The sequence below is a fragment of the Saccharomonospora halophila 8 genome, from assembly GCF_000383775.1.
Taxonomy (GTDB): Bacteria; Actinomycetota; Actinomycetes; order Mycobacteriales; family Pseudonocardiaceae; genus Saccharomonospora; species Saccharomonospora halophila.
In genome coordinates this window covers 8,677-25,016 of record NZ_KB912499.1, presented here as the reverse complement: position 1 = coordinate 25,016, position 16,340 = coordinate 8,677, and the positions used below count along the sequence as shown (strand labels likewise).

Genomic DNA, 16,340 nt, shown 5'->3' with positions numbered 1-16,340 from the left:
GGGTCGGGACGGTCGGCCCCGTCGTCGGGTGCCGCCTCCGCCTCCGCCTCCGCACGGGCGCACTCGGGCAGCAGCCGGTCCCGCACGGCGGCGCTGATCTCCCCCAACTGCCGCACCTGCTCCGGACTCAGCACGTCGAACAGGCCCTCCCGCACGGCGTGCGCGTGTCCCGGTGCCGCCGACTCGATCGCGGCCAGCCCGTCCGCGGTGAGGTGGGCGAAGGCCCCGCGACGGTCCGTCGGGCACGCCTGCCGCCGCACCCACCCGTGCGCCTCCATCCGGGTCACCGCGTGCGAGAGCCTGCTGCGGGACGAGCGGGTGATCTCGGCGAGTTCGCTCATCCGGAGCACGTGGTCCTCGGCCTCCGACAGCGCGACGAGCACCTCGTAGTACGTGAACGGCATCCCGGCGTCCCGCTGGAGCTGGCCCTCCAGGTGCGCGGTGAGCAGGTCGACGGCGGTCAGGAAGTCACGCCAGACGCGCTGCTCCGCGTCGCTGAGCCAGCGGGTTCGGGACATGTCCCCATGGTAGCCCGATTGAGCACTCAACCAGCCTTGGCTATCGTACGACGACCGTGTGGCGGTCCGGAGCCACACCCGTACTGGGGGTGATCATGGGGGTCGAGACCACGACGACCGGGCGGGCCGGTGATCTCGTCGTCGAACGGGCCGACGAACGGCATCTCGGTCGGATCGCCGAGCTCGCGGCGGAGCGCAGCCTCACCGGTGTGGCCGACCGGGCCGATGCCTCGGACGAGGGTTTCCTCGTGTCCGGATGGACCGAGCAGGAGTACCGCTCCCGGCTCGCCACCGCCGAGCACTTCTACGTGATCGTCGAGAACGGCACCGTGCTCGGGTTCCTGCTGGCCTACAGCTCCGACCAGCTGCGACCGGACGAATGGCTCAATCACCGGGTCCGGGCGACGCTCGGCGAGTTCCTCGTCATCAAGCAGATCTGTGTGGCGCGGGCGGCCTCGCGTCGCGGACTGGCCTCGGCGCTCTACCACCACGTGCTCGACCGCTGGCGGGACAGCCCGGTGATCGCGGCCGTGGTCGACGATCCGCCGAACCGGGCCTCGGCCCGCTTCCACACGGGGCTCGGCTTCCAGGAGCTGATCCGGTTGACCCCGCCGGACCGCACACCCCGCGTGGTGTGGGTCTGGCGCCGCCCACACGAGGCGATGCTGCACGCGCAGTACGCGGTCTCCGCCGAGCTGTACCGGCACGAGGACGTGACCAACTGGGAGAAGCTGAAGAACTTCCTCTACATCACCGCCGCGCTGACCGCCGCGCTGCTGGTGTCGCTCGGTGCCGAGGGGCCCGGTACGACGCTGGGCACCTCGCTCGCCGTGATCATCGCCGGGTGCGGGATCGGTGTCTCCGTCGGGTTCGCGGTGATGCTCAGCTACGGCAGGCGCTATCTCCAGGCGCGCAAGTCCGCCCTGACCGAACTCGAGGACCGCATGGTCTGGCACGGCGGCCGGAGGATGGTGAGCTGGCGCCCGAGCAGGCAGGACGGCGAGTACCTCGACGTGTCGCCGACCGGCCGCGTCATGACCGTGATCCCCGGCGCGATGGCTTTCTGCTGGCTGGTCATCGTCATCGTCCTTGTGGTGCTGTAGCGGACGACACCACCCCTCTAGTTGAGCCCTCAACAATCGTCATTACACTGGTGCTTGAGCGCTCAACAAAGAGCCTCCGGGCCACCCGATCTTTCTGCGATCCGAACGGAGGGGACTGTCCATGACAGCCACCACGACCGACATCCCCGGCTACGTGACCGGCACCTGGACCATCGACCCGGTCCACTCGAACGTCAGTTTCGTCGTGCGGCACCTCGGTGTCACGAAGGTGCGCGGCCGGTTCACCGATTTCGACGGTGAGATCGTCACCGCCGGGGACATCCGTGACTCCTCGGTGACCGCCACGATGCGCACGGCCAGCGTGGACACCACGAACGAGCAGCGCGACGAGCACGTCCGCAACGCGGACTTCCTCGACGCCGAGAACCACCCCACACTGTCCTTCCGCTCCACCGGCATCCGGGTCGACGGCGAGGACCACCTGATCGACGGCGAGCTGACCCTGCGGGGCGTGACCCGGCCGGTCACGCTCACCGCCGAGCTGGGCGGTTTCGGGGACGGGATGACCGAGGGCAGCACGATCCTCGGCGTCTCGGCGCACACCGAGATCAACCGCAGCGACTTCGGCGTCGGCGAGGGCGTCCCCTCCGCCGTCGTCAGCGAGAAGATCCGGATCGAACTCGACATCGAGGCGATCAAGCAGGACTGAGTCCCGTGCGCGCTCCCGCGCGCACGGCGGCGGGACCCGGCGGGGTCGGGGTCACCAGGCCTCGGCCAGCATCCGCCGGGTCTCGCCGAGCAGCTGCGGCAGCACCTTCGTGTGCCCGACGACCGGCATGAAGTTGGAGTCCCCGCCCCAGCGCGGGACGACGTGCTGGTGCAGGTGGGCGGCGATACCGGCGCCCGCCACCACCCCCTGGTTCATCCCGATGTTGAACCCGTGCGCCCCGGACACCGAGCGGATCACCGTCATCGCGTGCCGCGTGTACTCGGCGAGCTCCACCGTCTCGTCGTCGGTGAGCTCGGTGTAGTCGGCCACGTGCCGGTAGGGCACCACCATGAGGTGTCCCGGGTTGTACGGGTAGAGGTTGAGCACCGCGTACACGGTGCGCCCCCGCGCCAGGATCAGCGCCTCGTCGTCGGCCATCCCGATCAGCCGGCAGAACGGGCACTCCCCCGGCTCCTCGTCGGCCGGCTTGTCCGCGCCCTGGATGTAGGCCAGCCGGTGCGGGGTCCACAACCGTTGCAGCTGGTCGGTGACCCCGACCCCGTCCTGGGCGACATACGCGGGCCCGGGGGCGTCACCACCGGGGTCCCCGCCGCCGTCGACGTCAGCGGCCAACGAGCGCTCCCACCGTCTCGGCGGTCGGGGAGGTGTTCTCCCGGCGGGCCACCCAGTCGGTCACCGCCGTCACCGCGGTCTCGACGGGGACACCGTTGATCTGGCTGCCGTCGCGGAACCGGAAGGAGACCGCACCCGCCTCGACGTCCTTGCCACCCGCCAGCAACAGGAACGGCACCTTCTGGGTGGTGTGGGTCCGGATCTTCTTCTGCATCCGGTCGTCCCCGGTGTCCACCTCGACACGGATCCCGTGCCGGTGCAACTCCTTGGCCACCCCGTGCAGGTGCTCGACGTGTTCGTCGGCGATGGGGATGCCCACCACCTGCACCGGTGAGAGCCACGCCGGGAACGCACCGGCGTAGTGCTCGGTGAGCACACCGAAGAACCGCTCGATCGAGCCGAACAGCGCACGGTGGATCATCACGGGCCGCTGCCGCGATCCGTCGGCGGCCTGGTACTCCAGACCGAACCGCTTCGGCTGGTTGAAATCCAGCTGGATGGTCGACATCTGCCACGTCCGGCCGATCGCGTCCCGCGCCTGCACCGAGATCTTCGGCCCGTAGTAGGCGGCACCTCCCGGGTCCGGCACCAGTTCCAGTCCCGATTCCTCGGCGGCCGCCCGCAGCGTCTCGGTGGCGTCGTCCCATTCCCACTGCTCGCCGATGAACTTCGGGGACCCGTCCCGGGTCGACAGTTCCAGATAGAAATCGTCGAGTCCGTAGTCGCGCAGCAGGTCCAGCACGAACGCGAGCAGGGAGCGCAGCTCACCCGGCATCTGCTCCTTCGTGCAGTAGATGTGCGAGTCGTCCTGGGTCATCCCCCGCACCCGGGTGAGCCCGTGTACCACACCCGACTTCTCGTACCGGTACACCGACCCGAACTCGAACATCCGCAACGGCAGTTCCCGGTAGGAGCGCCCCCGCGCGGAGAAGATCAGGTTGTGCATCGGACAGTTCATCGCCTTGACGTAGTAGTCGGTGCCGTCGAGACGCATCGGCGGGAACATGTTCTCCGCATAGTGCGGCAGATGACCCGAGGTCTCGAACAGGTCCGACTTCGACACGTGCGGGGTGTTGACGAACTCGTAGCCGTGCTCCTCGTGCTTGAGCCGGGAGTAGCTCTCCAGCTCGCGGCGGATGATGCCGCCCTTGGGGTGGAACACCGGCAGGCCGGAGCCGATCTCCTCCGGGAAGGAGAACAGGTCGAGTTCCGCACCGAGCTTGCGGTGGTCCCGCCGCTCGGCCTCGGCGAGCATCTCCAGGTACTGCTCCTGCGCCTCGGCCGATTCCCAGGCGGTGCCGTAGATGCGCTGCAGCTGCGGGTTGTTGTCGTCCCCGCGCCAGTAGGCCGCCGCGACCCGGGTCAGGGTGAACGCCGGGATGTGCTTGGTGGTCGGCACGTGCGGACCCCGGCAGAGGTCGCTCCACACCCGCTCCCCGGTGCGCGGGTTGAGGTTGTCGTAGATCGTCAGCGCACCGCCGCCAACCTCCATCACCTCGGAGGTGTCCACGGCCCCGGTGTCCGCCTCCGACTTCAGGTCGACCAGTTCCAGCTTGAACGGCTCGTCGGCGAGTTCGGCGCGCGCGTCGGCCACCGAGTCGAAAGCCCGGCGGGAGAACCGCTGGGAGTCCTTGACGATCCGCTTCATGCGCTTCTCCAGCGCCCGCAGGTCGTCCGGGGTGAACGGCCGGTCGACGGCGAAGTCGTAGTAGAAGCCGTCCTTCACCGGGGGGCCGATCCCCAGCTTCGCCTCCGGGAACCGCTCCTGCACGGCCTGGGCGAGCACGTGTGCGGCCGAGTGCCGGATGACGCTCCGGCCGTCCTCGGTGTTCGCCGCGACCGGCTCGGCCTCCACGTCGGTGTCCGGGGCCCAGGTGAGGTCACGGAGGGCGCCGTCGGCGTCGCGCACGACCACGACCGCGTCGGGGCCCTTCGCGGGCAGTCCCGCCTCGCGCACCGCGGAGCCCGCCGTGGTTCCCGCCCGCACCAGCACGCGCGGAGCGGACGGGGCTGCGGCGGACGACGGTGGCGACACGGGAACTCCTCGACGTGGGGATGGACTTCGGGGACGCCTCCGATGTTAATCGCCCGCCGTACCCCTCCCGCCACGGGCCGCGCGTCGCACGCCTGCGCGCGTACGCCCGAGCAGGGGGCCACGGGGGGCCGCGGGCCTCCCGACCCCGGCGCCGACTCCGCACCGTGATCATGGACGGCGGCGCGGTCGACGAACCCCGGCCATGCGCGAAAGTGACCCCGATCACAGAGTGTGTGTCGTTACACCGACACCGCAGGGCACAGGGTGCTCGTTAGAGTGGTGCCATCGCATTCGGAACCGAGAATGGGCGACGAAGCGTAACAACTGCGGAGAAGGTGTCGGTCACTCCGAGTGACGAGTGGTCCGGCGTCTTCGCCGGAGCGAGGCGCTCCCGCCTCGTTTCCGGACGCGGACGGGAACCGAACGGGATCCCGTCCGGACGGGACCGGCCGGTGCGGGGTTCACCCGCCCCGGGAATGGCTCTCCATCGTGGTTGGTTGGACCCCATGACGGCGGGAACATGCACAACAACCCCGGTACCCGCCGGGCTCGGATGACCGGAGACGAGAAAGACCGGAGAACCCGTGGTTCTCCGGTCTGTTCGATGACGAGAACTGAACTGATGTGGTGGGCGATACTGGGATCGAACCAGTGACCTCTTCGGTGTGAACGAAGCGCTCTCCCGCTGAGCTAATCGCCCCCTCGCGGTGTGTGAACCACTGTAGCGGAGTCTCCGGGCCCCGCCACGAGGGGGGTCCCCCTTCCGGCCGACGCGGCCGGGAGCCGGAAAGCCCGGACCGTCCGGGCCCGCGCTCACGGTGGGCTCACCGACCGGGCACGGACCGGGGTCCTGAGCGGGTCGATCGCGTGTCACCTGCAACAATCGCGCGACTTACCTGTCGTCCGCCCGTCGAACCGAGCAGGATGTACCGGGGTGCCGACACCACGGGCACGCACACACGTGCGGGTGATGTTGGGCCCCACGGCGTGCGAGCCGACGTCGGTACGCGTCTCACCCGAGAGACACGGCGCGAGCCGGCCGGGAAGGAGCAGAAGGGTAACGACCATGCGAAACGATCACGTGACGCTCCGGTCCACGGCGGTCTTCGACCTGCTGGCACCGAGGACCCCACCGGTTCCGGTGAAGGTCGAACTCCGCTACGACACCCGCGACCCGTACGCGGTCGTCGCGGCCTTCCGGACCGGCCGCGCGGGCTGGGTGGAGTGGGTCTTCGCCCGCGACCTGCTCGCCGACGGCCTGCTCGGCGAGGCCGGCGACGGCGACGTGCGCATCCGCCCGTCGATCGAGGACCCGGAATCCGTCCTGGTGGAGCTCAACTCCCCCTCCGGCCACGCCATGTTCGAGGCCTCGGCACAGGAGCTGGCCGATTTCCTCGACCGGACCTACGACGTCGTCCTGCCGGGCAACGAACACCTGTGGGTGGACGTCGACGACGCCCTCACCCGGCTCATCCCGAACGATCTGACCTGAGCACGGCCACGCGCCCGGTGATGACCACCCCCCGTGCGAACGGCTTCACCGCCATCCGATACAGTTCTTCACACACCGACGACGACGGGTCGGACGGAACGCCTCCGAGGAGGCCCACCGGATGACTCGAAGTCGCCGACTGCGGACGTAGCGCAGCTGGTAGCGCATCACCTTGCCAAGGTGAGGGTCGCGGGTTCGAATCCCGTCGTCCGCTCGACTGCGGCGGCATTCCGCAGTTGGATCGAGCTCCACGCCCGATCCACACACACGGCGGAGTGGCCGAGTGGTTCAGGCAAGGGCCTGCAAAGCCCTGTACACGGGTTCGATTCCCGTCTCCGCCTCGCGCGATTAGCTCAGCGGGAGAGCGCTACCTTGACACGGTAGAGGTCACTGGTTCGATCCCAGTATCGCGCACCAACGATCCCCGCCCGGCCCCGCCGGGCGGGGATTTTCACGTCCGCACCCCGTCACCGGCCGGAGGTATATCCCCGGCGTCCACTACGCCGCGTTGTGGCATTCGGCTCCGCTCCGGGATTCATCCCGGGTCCACCGGCCGGAGCTGTTCGAGAAGCTCGGCGACGTAGCGTGCGTCCACGTGGTCGCGGCCTTTGACCAGCACGAGGTCGTCGTGCAGTGCACGCAACGTCCACTCCGCTTCCTCGACGTCGTTGCGCGCCGCCTGCAGTTCGCCGATGTTGCGGCGCACCTCGAACGCGGTTTCGGTTCCGTCGCCGCGCTCACCGCTGATCCTGTCCAGGACGTCACGGAACCGGAGGAGCGCTTCGTCGACCCGGCCCAGTTCGACCCGGCAGTACGCGGACTGCCGGAGACATTCCACCGCGTCGTCGCTGCGCGGCCCTTCGGTCCGGGCGAACGCGTCCGCGAGGGCGTCGAACTCGGGCCGGGCGAGACGGTACTCGCCCGCGACGACCAGGATCGCGGCCCAACGCATCCTGAGCCGCAGCACCCGCGGGTTCTCCGCGCCGAGGGCGTCGCCCGCCGGCTGGATCACGGCGTCGAGGACTTCGGCGGCCTGGACGAACCGCCCTTCGTCCAGCAGCGCGTTGGCCCGGTCGACCGCCTGCTCCATGGACTCCCGCAGGACGGTGCGTGGCACCCGGGACGCCGCGGCCGCCGATTCCGCCGCGCCGGGGCGCTGAAGGACCGGTCCGGACTCGGGTCTGCTGCCCGGCGCGTTGGGGCGGCGGAACACCAGTGTGGGGTCCGGTATCCCGCTCGATCCCGCCCCGCTCACTTCGGGTGCCGAACCGAGGGTCGGCAACAGGGGCAACAGCCGTTCGTAGACCTCCGCGGCGTCGGTGGGGCGCTCGGTCGGCGTCTTCGCCAGCAGATCCAGCACGAGACGGTCGAGCTCGGCGGGAACGTCCGCACACACCTCCCGTAACGGCACCGGGGTCGCCTTGAGGTGCCGGTTCCACCGGTCGATGTCGGTGTCCCCGCCGAAGACGGGGAAGCCTGACACCAGTTCGTAGAGCACGCAGCCGAGCGCATAGAGATCGCTGTGCGGGGTGACCTGCCTCCCCCTGACCTGCTCCGGAGACATGTACAGGCTGGTGCCCACGGGCGTGCCGGTCGCGGTGAGTCGGGCCGTGTCCGGCCGGAGTACCGCGGCGATGCCGAAGTCGAGGATCTTCACCGCACCGTCGTCGGTGACCATGACGTTCTCCGGTTTGAGGTCACGATGCACGACCGGCACCGCGTGCGCGTGGGACAGCACCGTCGCGATCTGCGCGCCGAACGCGGCGGCCCAGCTACTCGGCAGCGGCTCCCGCTGGTCGATGAACGCGCGCAGCGGCACACCGTGCACGTGCTCCATCACCAGATACAGTTCGGCGGCCCCGCTGTCGAGCCCGGCGTCGTAGACCTGCGGGACCCCGTGGTGCAGGATCCGTGCGGTGACGCGGGCCTCACGCTGGAAGCGTTTCGCGAGATCCTGTACCGCTTCCCCACTGCCGAGGGCCTGCGGGCTGATCCGCTTGACCGCCACCTCGCGGTCGAGCACGACGTCGAACGCCCGCCAGACCGTGCCCATGCCGCCGGAACCGATCTCGTCGCGCAGCTCGTAGCGACGGCCGACCGTGTCCGCCACGCGTTCTCACACCTCCGACCGTCAGACTCCACCGACCGTCACACGCCACCGACCGGGACCCGCCGACGCATGATCCCGCGCGACCGAGCACGATTCCACCCGGTCCCGGGACGCGGTCGCCGACGCGCAGGGGCGTCACGCGACGTCCTCGAAACCCTCCTGCCTGCGGATCAGCCGCCACGCCGCGCTGCGGGCGCTGCGGTTCAGCGACTCCTTGAACCTCCGGTCGCGACTGCTGAAGTACTGGTCCCCGAGGTCGGCGATGGTGTCGATGTGGTCGGCCATCTTGCTTTCGAAGACGTCGTCGAAGACGACCCCGAAGTTCTCCTCGGTGTTGGCGACCGCGGCCTGCCGGACCTTGTCGTCGTCGACGGTCTCCTGGAACGGCCGCGCCACGTCCTCTTCGGTGAACGTGGTGCCGTGCCGGTCGTTGAACTTCTCGATCAGCTCCGACAGCAGCGACTTGTCCTTCTCCGTGCCCGCGCCGGTCCCGTCGCCGAACCCGCGCAGTTCCGCGGTGCCCTCCGGGGTGAGCCCGAGGTCGTGTTCCCCGGTCTTCTCCACCCGGAGGTGGGTGAGGTCGACCTCGCCGATGTCGACGCCGCCGTCCCTGCCGCGCGGGAGCCGGTTGAGCAGGTGCCGCCCGAACAGATACAGCCGCTCCAGTTCGGCGTCCCGGTAGGGCACGATCTGCGACAGGAACCCGTACTTGCGGACGAAGTCGCCGAGATCGAACCGGAACCGGTCCGAGACCTCCGACAGGTTGTCGTCGTTCAGCAATTCCTCGTAGCGCGCCACGGTGGGCGCGATGTGCCGGTAGAGCTCGGCATGCAGCGTCGCCCACTTCGCCTCGCTGCCGCTGGAGACCTGCTCGGCCGCCAGGAACGCCCGCGCGAACTCGATCATCTCGGTATCCACGAGGATCTGCGCGGACAGCACCCGGCTCTGCGCGTTGTAGAGCAGGTTCGGGTCCGAGGGCAGCGTCGTCGCGTCCTCGAAGTACGGCCGGAACGACTCCTGGATCGCGTCGGCGTCGTTGACGAAATCCAGCACCGCCAGGTCCGCCTGGGTCTTGCGGTCGGTGGTCCGGTTGAGCCGGGAGAGCGTCTGCACCGCCGAGATCCCGCCGAGCTTCTTGTTCACGTACATCGTCGTGAGCAGCGGCTCGTCGAACCCGGTCTGGTACTTCTCCGCCACCACCAGGATCCGGTATTCGGGCTGCCCGACGCCGCCGCCCCGCGTGCTGACGTCGTCGGCGCGGGTGTAGGCGAACGCCTTCGGCAGCGCGCCCTCGGGCAGGCCGCCGTTCTCCTGCGACTCGGTGACCTCCTCCCCCTCGTAGGTCAACGACCCGGAGAACGCGACGAGCACCCCGATGTCGTCACGGAGTTCGCCCTGTTCGCGCAGCTCGGCGAGGTACTTCTTGACGGCCCGCGACATCTGTACCGCGCTCTGCCGGGAGGCGGTCACCACCATCGCCTTCGCGCGCCCGCCGAGCCGCCCGAGCGTGTGCGCCCGGAAGTGGTCGACGATCACCTTCGCGTGTTGCGCCACGGTCGAGGGATGCATCACCGCGGCGCCCGCGAGCTGCGGGTTGGCCTTGTCCGGATCCACCTCGCGGTCGTCGGGGTTGTTGTTGATCAGCTTCCAGTAGGTGTCGTAGGTGACGTAGTTGCGCAGCGGGTCGAGGATGAAGCCTTCCTCGATGGCCTGCCGCATCGAGTAGGTGTGGAACGGCACGAACGCGCGCTTGCCCCCGTGCTCGCCGAGGACGCCGAAGTACTCCAGGGTCTTGGCCTTCGGCGTGGCGGTGAACGCGAAGTAGGACAAGTTCGGGTTCTTCGCGCGTTCGGCGACGCGCCGCTTGAGCTTGGCTTCGAGGTCGTCGTTGTCGCCCTTCGCCCCGCTCGTGCCGACCTCGTCGCTGTCGTCGTCGGCGTCGAGCGCGAGTCCCCGCAGCGCCTTGCGCACGTCCCCGGCGGCGTCGCCGGACTGGGAGGAGTGCGCCTCGTCCACGATGATCGCGAATGTGGCGCCCTTGATCTCGGTGGGGTTCTCCCGCAGGTAGTCCAGCAGCGCGGGGAAGGTCTGCAGGGTGACCGTGATGATCTTGCCCTGCTCGCTGGACAGGCGTTTCGCCAGCTGCTCGGACTTGGAGCCCTGCTTCTCGTCGATCGCCACGACCGTGCCCGCGGTCTGCTCGAAACTGCCCACCGTGGCACGCAGCTGCGCGTCGAGGTTGCGGCGGTCGGTGATGATGAGCACCTTGTCGAACACCGGTGCCCCCGGCCGCAGCCCCTTCTCCCGCGCGTCCGCGTCCAGCTCGGCGGGGTTCGTGGGGGTGTGCAGCGAGGACAGGCGGTAGGCGAGCCACGCGATCGTGTTCGACTTGCCGGAACCGGCGGAGGCCATGACGAGGTAGTCGCGGCCGGTGCCGTGGCGGGCGGCGTCGACGGTGATCTTCTTGACGGCATCCCACTGGTGGTAGCGCGGGAAGATCAGCGACTTCTTCAGCCGCCCGTTGACGCCCTTCTCCCGGTGTTCGTGCACGAACCGTTCGAGCAGGTCCAGCCAGTTGTCCCGCTCCCACACCTGTTCCCACAGGTACGAGGTGGCGTACTTGCCGAACTGGACCGCGGCCGGGTTGCCGGCACCGCCGGGCCGCCCCGGCCCGTTCGAGCCGGTGTTGAACGGGAGGAACCGGGTGCGTTCGCCGCGCAGCTCGGTCGCCACGAACACCAGATCGGGGTCGACGGCGAAGTTCGCCACCACCCGCTTGGCGAAGATGAGTTCGCTCGGGTCGCGCTCGTGGCGGTACTGGTTCTTCGCGTGCTCGACGCCCTGCCCGGTCAGCGGGTTCTTCAATTCGGCCGTGGCGACGGGAATGCCGTTGACGAACAGCGCCAGGTCCAGGCGCTTGTCCCGGTCGGCCTGCTTGGCGGCGTAGGCCAGTTCGCGGACGACGGTGAGCCGGTTGGCGCGGTAATCGTCGAGCGCGGAGTCCGAGGCGACCAGCGACGGCTTGAAGTAGGCCAGCCTGATCCGCACGCCACGGTCCTTGACGCCTTTGCGCAGCACGTCGAGCACCCCGTCGGTGTCGATGGCTTTCGCGACCCGCTGCGCGAACCCGCGCTGCGCCGCGGCGACGTCACCGCCGTAGAAGGTGAGCAGCTCGTCCCATTCGGCCTGCTGGGTGGCTCCGATGAAGCAAAACAGCTGCCCGGTGTCCAGACCGAGATCGGGATCGTAGTCGGAGGCATCGCCCAGCTCCCAGCCGCGCTCGGTCATCGCGTCCACGATCGCGGTCCCGAACACGGCCTCGTGATGAATCGGGCTCATCGGCTACTCCTCGATTCCCCGCCCACTGGCGGCGGACACATCGAACTCCCCGGTGACAGCAGCGGTGATCAGCGCCTGGCGGCGTTCGGATAGCAGTCCGCGTTGACGTTGCACGTTATCGGAGAGTGCGTCAAGGCGACGGTTCTGCTTCCTGATGGCCTCCACGATCCTCCTCTGCTCATCCACCGATGGCAGCGGGATCCTGAGCATCTGAAGATCCGGTACATAAATCGTCTTGTGGGTCGAGCCCATCGCGAGACGCCCAAGAAGATCCGGTCGCATCGCTCGGAGACACCACAGGAGATAGTACGGAGTTAAACGCGGGCCACACGTCCACGTCACGATGTCCTGGCTGGTGGCCATGTCGAGACCCATCACGCCGGAATAGCCCGCAGACGCAGCCGTCCGGCACAAAAAAACCGTCCCCTTGGGATGGAGCTCGGCAGCCGAATTCTCCAGTCCGATCTCGCTGATCTTCTCGCGGGTATCAGTAAGATCCTCAAGGCGATCATCGCGGAGCTGACTGACTTCGCCGGTCGTGACCCAGGGAATGTTGCAGTCCACCCACCACTCAGGGTGGTTGCGACTCGGCGTGTGCCCACTTCCCATGCGAGCAACGAGCCCGAGTCGAACTTCCTCCCAGTGTTCGGGCACACTTGTCAACCAGGCCAATGTTGAGCGTCGCCGAGATGTTGCGTCACCGCCAGCGACAAGATGTGCTACACCTGCACTTCTACGTTCGGCGAAGAGTTTCAGTTCCTTGATCAGTGCCGAGATGAACTTGTCGATGCGGGCGGTCTCGGCGTCGAGAAAGTCGGCGATGCGGCGCTGCTCCTCCAGCGGGGGCACCGGCATCGAGACTGCCCCCATGCGCTCGCGGCTCAACTCTATCTGGTTCGTCGACCCGTTCACCAACGTCTCGAACATGAACTCCTGAAACTCGTCGGATTTCAGGTAGTAGAAGCCGAACCGCTTGTCTACGCGAGTCGGGTCGAACCGGGTCACGGTCACGTGACCGTCGGCCACGCAGGGCCGCTCGTCCGGAGACTTCTCGAACCAGCCGACCCGACCGAGAGTGCCGGTTCCGGTGGAGTTGACCAGCGAGTCGCCGAACTCCAGGTATCCCTTGAGCTTGCGTGGGTCGCCCGCGAACTCGTGGAACCGGGTCCGTTCCCAGTCCAGTCCCGAGTCCTGGTTCGCCGCTTGGCTCACCATCCGAACCGGTCCGTCGTCCACGTAGTTCGGAGCCGTCCCACGAGCGAGCACTGACGTAACGTAGCGAAGCGGCACGTACTCGACACTCACTCAGTCGTCACCTCTCCCAGCAGCGTCTGGATCTCGGCTTCCAGGGCCTTCAGTTCGGCGTCGATCTCGGCCAACGGACGCGGGGGTTCGTACACGTAGAAATACCTGGTAAACGGTATCTCGTATCCGATCTTGGTCTTGCTGTGGTCGATCCAGGCGTCGGGAACGTGTGGGAGGACCTCACGCTTCAGGTACTCCTCGACGTCCTCATCGAGGGGTACGTTCTCGTAGTCGCGGAGTTCCGTGTCGGGTTCGGCTTGCCCCTTGACGATCTGCACTTCCCCTTCGGGGTCGCGGACGCCGACGGCGTCGCGCAGTACCTTGGCGAACGGGGCGCCGGTGGGCCAGGTGAGTCCGGCGCCGGTGACGGTCTCGCGCATCTCCCGGACGGCGTGGTCCTTCTTCCACCATGTCCTGCCGAGCAGCGGGCGCAGCGTCTTGACGAATCGCTCCGGCGCGTCGAGTTTCTGGACCGGCTTGGCCTCGCGCAGTGCGGCGAGGGTGTCCTCGCTGATCTCGAACCGTAGTTTCAGCGGGCGTTCGACGGTGATGCGGCGGTAGCCGAAGTCGTCGTTGTCGAAGATCTTGACCTTGGCGTGCTGCGGGTGGCTCTCGTCCTCGGCGGCGTCCAGCGCTTCGGCGTAGAGGCGGGTGATCTCGGCGATCTGGTCGCGGTCGATGTGTTTGCGCTTGTCGCCGAGCGATTTGCGCATCTTCTGCCACTGGTCGCGGGCGTCGAGCAGCACGACCTTGCCCCGGTGGTCGGGGCTCTTGCGGTTGCTGAGGATCCAGAAGTAGGTGGAGATGCCGGTGTTGTAGAACAGCTGGTCCGGCAGTGCGACGATGCCTTCGAGCCAGTCGTTCTCCAAAATGTACTGCCGGATCTGCGACTCGCCGGATCCGGCGGCTCCGGTGAACAGGGGCGAGCCGTTGAACACGATCGCCACCCGGCCACCGCCCTGCTCGGCCGGCTTCATCTTCGACAGCATGTGCTGCAGGAACAGCAGTGATCCGTCGTTGATCCTGGGCAGCGCGGGCCAGAAGCGGCTGTTCTCCCCCAGCCGGTCCAGGTTGTCCTCGACGTCCTCCTTGACCTTCTTCCATTCGACGCCGAACGGCGGGTTCGCCAGCAGGTAGTCGAAGGTGTCGCCCTCGTGGCCGTCGTCGCTGAACGAGTTGCCGAACTTGATGTTGTCGGGGTCCTGGTCCTTGATCATGAGGTCGGACCGGCAGATCGCCCATGACTCGGGGTTGAGCTCCTGCCCGTACACGTCGACCGTCGCGCCCGAATTCATGCGGGTGATGTGCTCGTAGGCGGCGCTGAGCATTCCACCCGTGCCGCACGCCGGGTCCAGCACACGGCGCACGACCCCTTGTCTGCTCAGCGCGTCGTCGTCGGGGGCGATGAGCAGGTTCACCATGAGTTCGATGACCTCGCGCGGGGTGAAGTGCTCGCCCGCGGTCTCGTTGGACTGTTCGGCGAACCGCCGGATCAGTTCCTCGAAGATGTAGCCCATCTGGTGGTTGTCGACGGCGTCCGGATGCAACGGCAGATCCGCGAACGTGCTGGTCACCTTGTAGAGAAGGTTGGCGCTGTCGAGCTTCTTGATCTGCTGGGCGAAGTCGTAGCGCTCCAGCACCTCGTAGGCGTTCGGGGAGAACCCGCCGATGTACTCGGTGAGGTGGCGCGCGACGTGCGAGGAGTCGGCCGCGATCGACTTCAACGTCAGCGGGGTGGTGTTGTAGAAGCGGTGGCCGGAGGCTTTGCGGAGGAACCGGTCGACGTCGATGTCGCGGTCGCGGTACTTCTCGACCGTTTCGAGCACCTTCTCGCGGGTGGGCGCGAGCACGCATTCGAGTCGGCGCAGCACCGTGAACGGAAGGATCACCTTGCCGTAGTCGGACTGCTTGTAGTCACCGCGCAGCAGGTCGGCCACGGACCAGGCGTGGTTGGCCAGCTCGGTGTGCCTGTCGGTGTTCAAAAACGTTCCCCTCGGTCTTCATCGATGGTGGACCATGGTGCCGGATCGGTGACGCACTGTCACCGAGCGCGCGTCACGAACCCTCGTCCGGCGGCAGGAGTGCCCCGCTGGTGAGGCCGAGCGCCCACTGGTCGGCCAGATCACGCGCGATCCTCGCAGCGAGGTTCGCCGCCGAGTGCAGCGCCCGGACGCGGCGGAACGCCTGCCCGTACCGGACCTGGCGTTCGGTCGGGATCAGCGGCACCCGCAGCCGTTTGACGTCGAGTCGCTGAATCGAGCTGCCCACGGCCGCGCCGCGGACGTTCTCCTCGGCGGACAGGAAACCGGCCAGGAAATCCGGGTCCAGCCGGTCCGGGTCCGGACGCAGCAGGAACAGGTGCCGGCCGAGGACACTGCCCGCGTCGTGCTCGTCGGCGACACGGGCCGCGACCGCGCCGGCGTGGTGCAGCGTCTCCGGCAACAACACGTCGCCCGCCTCGATCGGGACGAGCCTGTCGACCGGCTTGTCGTCCAGGGAGCCGGACGGTGGCTCGCCGGTGCGGACGTCGTGGTGGGTCAACACCGGGGGCGGTTCGTCGGCGTCGGGCCGCGCCGCCTCCTGCCCGGGCTTCGCGCGGTACAGGGTGAGCGCGCCGCCGCGCAGGAGGTCGGCGACCGTGGCCGTGCGCCACGCCCCCGGTTCCGATCCCGCCGTCCGCCACAACCGGTCATCGCTGAGAGCGACCAGGGCGTTTCCGGTGCTGCGCAACCGGTCCCGCAGGTCGTGGGCGAGCGCCTCATGGCGGCCGGGGTCGAGGACGGGCGCCACCCGCACCTGGCGTTGCGGGGTGAGGTCGACGGTCTCGTCGAGGAGGTCCACCACCGGCCGGGTGCGGACGAGGCCGGGTTCCGGCTCCACGCCGTCCGGGTCCTCGCGGAAGGCGCGCCACGCCGTAAGAACCCGTTCCGACACGTCCTGCCAGTCGATCTCCCGACCGCGGTGCGGTCCGGTCGAGGCGTCGACGAACAGGATCGGCCGCGGATCGGCTTTCGGCGGCGGGGCCAGCACCCACAGCTGGAGGCTGACATGGAGCGGCGGTGCCGCGCCCTGCGGCAGCGCGATGACCGCCCGCAGCGCACCGGTGCGCACCAGTTCGGCGCGGACCCGGCGGCC

10 protein-coding genes, 4 tRNA genes and 1 pseudogene are annotated in these 16,340 nt (G+C 68.4%); 6 read left to right on the top strand and 9 right to left on the bottom strand.

Translation table 11 applies throughout. The annotated features are described in order from the left end of the window. Nucleotides 1-518 (bottom strand): MarR family winged helix-turn-helix transcriptional regulator (locus SACHA_RS20320; protein WP_019807611.1); only part of this gene is annotated, 518 nt, incomplete at its 3' end. A 56-nt stretch (nucleotides 519-574) separates the two neighbouring features. Here SACHA_RS20320 and SACHA_RS0104815 point away from each other — a divergent pair. Next, nucleotides 575-1,621, top strand: coding sequence for a GNAT family N-acetyltransferase (locus SACHA_RS0104815; RefSeq protein ID WP_198010097.1), 1,047 nt, complete (start codon nucleotides 575-577; stop codon nucleotides 1,619-1,621). A 121-nt stretch (nucleotides 1,622-1,742) separates the two neighbouring features. After that, the gene (locus SACHA_RS0104810) at nucleotides 1,743-2,291 is read left to right on the top strand and encodes a YceI family protein (protein WP_019807609.1); all 549 of its coding nucleotides are present in this window, start codon (nucleotides 1,743-1,745) and stop codon (nucleotides 2,289-2,291) included. A 51-nt stretch (nucleotides 2,292-2,342) separates the two neighbouring features. Here SACHA_RS0104810 and SACHA_RS0104805 read toward each other — a convergent pair whose 3' ends face one another. The 3 genes from SACHA_RS0104805 to SACHA_RS0104795 all read right to left on the bottom strand — a co-directional run bounded on the left by SACHA_RS0104805 (nucleotide 2,343) and on the right by SACHA_RS0104795 (nucleotide 5,659). Further along, nucleotides 2,343-2,924, bottom strand: a complete 582-nt coding sequence (locus tag SACHA_RS0104805) for an HIT family protein (protein WP_019807608.1) — start codon at nucleotides 2,922-2,924, stop codon at nucleotides 2,343-2,345. Next, complete coding sequence (gene thrS / locus SACHA_RS0104800) at nucleotides 2,914-4,959, bottom strand: threonine--tRNA ligase (protein ID WP_028662894.1); 2,046 nt, start codon at nucleotides 4,957-4,959, stop codon at nucleotides 2,914-2,916. The genes SACHA_RS0104805 and thrS overlap by 11 nt, the downstream gene beginning before the upstream one ends. A gap of 625 nt (nucleotides 4,960-5,584) precedes the next feature. Continuing rightward, a tRNA-Val gene (locus tag SACHA_RS0104795) sits at nucleotides 5,585-5,659 on the bottom strand. Between the two features lie 366 nt (nucleotides 5,660-6,025). On the opposite strand from SACHA_RS0104795, the gene SACHA_RS0104790 reads away from it, so the two are divergent. The 4 genes from SACHA_RS0104790 to SACHA_RS0104775 all read left to right on the top strand — a co-directional run bounded on the left by SACHA_RS0104790 (nucleotide 6,026) and on the right by SACHA_RS0104775 (nucleotide 6,868). Continuing rightward, a complete protein-coding gene (locus SACHA_RS0104790) occupies nucleotides 6,026-6,451 on the top strand; it encodes an SsgA family sporulation/cell division regulator (protein ID WP_007023962.1) in 426 nt (141 codons plus the stop codon). A gap of 141 nt (nucleotides 6,452-6,592) precedes the next feature. Continuing rightward, nucleotides 6,593-6,665: transfer RNA gene (locus tag SACHA_RS0104785), tRNA-Gly, on the top strand. Between the two features lie 55 nt (nucleotides 6,666-6,720). Continuing rightward, a tRNA-Cys gene (locus SACHA_RS0104780) sits at nucleotides 6,721-6,792 on the top strand. Nucleotide 6,793: 1 nt separating this feature from the next. Next, a tRNA-Val gene (locus tag SACHA_RS0104775) sits at nucleotides 6,794-6,868 on the top strand. 118 nt (nucleotides 6,869-6,986) lie between these two features. Here SACHA_RS0104775 and SACHA_RS0104770 read toward each other — a convergent pair. The 5 genes and pseudogenes from SACHA_RS0104770 to SACHA_RS20315 all read right to left on the bottom strand — a co-directional run. Beyond that, nucleotides 6,987-8,561: a serine/threonine-protein kinase gene (locus SACHA_RS0104770; RefSeq protein WP_019807606.1), complete on the bottom strand. Its 1,575-nt coding sequence runs from the start codon at nucleotides 8,559-8,561 to the stop codon at nucleotides 6,987-6,989. A gap of 135 nt (nucleotides 8,562-8,696) precedes the next feature. After that, nucleotides 8,697-11,900, bottom strand: a complete 3,204-nt coding sequence (locus tag SACHA_RS0104765) for a type I restriction endonuclease subunit R (RefSeq protein ID WP_019807604.1) — start codon at nucleotides 11,898-11,900, stop codon at nucleotides 8,697-8,699. A 3-nt stretch (nucleotides 11,901-11,903) separates the two neighbouring features. Further along, nucleotides 11,904-13,205 carry a restriction endonuclease subunit S gene (locus SACHA_RS0104760; RefSeq protein WP_039737980.1) on the bottom strand — a complete coding sequence of 434 codons (1,302 nt, stop codon included), beginning with the start codon at nucleotides 13,203-13,205 and terminating at the stop codon, nucleotides 11,904-11,906. Beyond that, complete coding sequence (locus SACHA_RS0104755; RefSeq protein WP_019807600.1) at nucleotides 13,202-15,187, bottom strand: type I restriction-modification system subunit M; 1,986 nt, start codon at nucleotides 15,185-15,187, stop codon at nucleotides 13,202-13,204. Before SACHA_RS0104755 ends, SACHA_RS0104760 begins: the two co-directional genes overlap by 4 nt. 73 nt (nucleotides 15,188-15,260) lie before the next feature. Continuing rightward, nucleotides 15,261-16,340, bottom strand: a pseudogene (locus tag SACHA_RS20315) (N-6 DNA methylase); the annotation flags it as partial.

Coding starts and splice junctions, on each gene's coding strand:
- SACHA_RS0104790 (WP_007023962.1), top strand. CDS start 6,026: ATGCGAAACGATCACGTGACGCTCCGGTCCACGGCGGTCTTCGACCTG.
- SACHA_RS0104810 (WP_019807609.1), top strand. CDS start 1,743: ATGACAGCCACCACGACCGACATCCCCGGCTACGTGACCGGCACCTGG.
- SACHA_RS0104765 (WP_019807604.1), bottom strand. CDS start 11,900: ATGAGCCCGATTCATCACGAGGCCGTGTTCGGGACCGCGATCGTGGAC.